Source organism: Psychrobacter sp. 1Y4 (assembly GCF_051847555.1).
Map to the genome: position 1 here is coordinate 1 of NZ_JBPYDE010000355.1, position 825 is coordinate 825.

Below are 825 nucleotides of genomic sequence, written 5' to 3' on the forward strand. Positions count from 1 at the left end.
CTAAGTAACGTACGGTAGTATTGGCAACAGCACTATTGTCTTGATCGATCACTCCAATGGGTAAGTCAGTAATCTGGGTCTGTGAAAATATCCACCAAATCAGCAGCACTGTGGCTAGTGGTATCCATACCACCATGCTTAAATCCCAATGGTTTTTGGCTAAAAAACGGCGCTCGTAAGCGGCGCTACGTAAAAAAGCCTCACTTAACTTAGTCAAGTGCATGGCCTACTCTTGGTTCTGATTGATAGGGTTAATATGCACAACCACACTCATTCCTGAGCGAATGCGAGTATCGGGCGTGGATGGTCGTGCTTTAACCTCAAAGGTACGCACATCAAAACCATCATCATTGTTGGTCGGTCGCCAAGTGGCAAAATCAGATAAGGTCGATGTCGCATAAACAGTAAACTGCTTGCTATAAGGCTTATCTGCTGATGATAATGCGGGAATAGTACCTGTAAATGTCTGACCGATAGCGAACTGGTTTAAATACGACTCAGTGACATTGAGCACTACCCATTGGTCACTGGTATCCACCAACGTGAGCAAAGGAACGCCTTGACCGATGACTTCTCCAGCACTAACGATGACATTGTCCACAACACCAGCGATAGGGCTCTTTAGATTGGCCTCTTCTTTTGCTACCAGTGCTTCATCTAGCTGGGCATCGACTTGTGCGACTTGAGCGGTAGCCGCTGATTTGTCTTCACTACGAGCGCCTTCTAATGCCAAATCGTATTGTAGGCGTGCGGCTTCAGTTTGATCTTGAGTGGCTAGGTATTGCGCGTAAGCCTCATCGCGTTTTTGCCGTGCCATCAATCCTT

The 825-nt window shown here is 46.8% G+C and carries 1 protein-coding gene and 1 pseudogene; both read right to left on the reverse strand.

From position 1 onward, the window contains the following. Positions 1-223: pseudogene (locus ACS8FC_RS16280) on the reverse strand (ABC transporter permease); the annotation flags it as partial. A 3-nt stretch (positions 224-226) separates the two neighbouring features. Next, on the reverse strand, positions 227-825 hold a 599-nt coding region (locus ACS8FC_RS16285; RefSeq protein ID WP_439297543.1), incomplete at its 5' end, for an HlyD family secretion protein.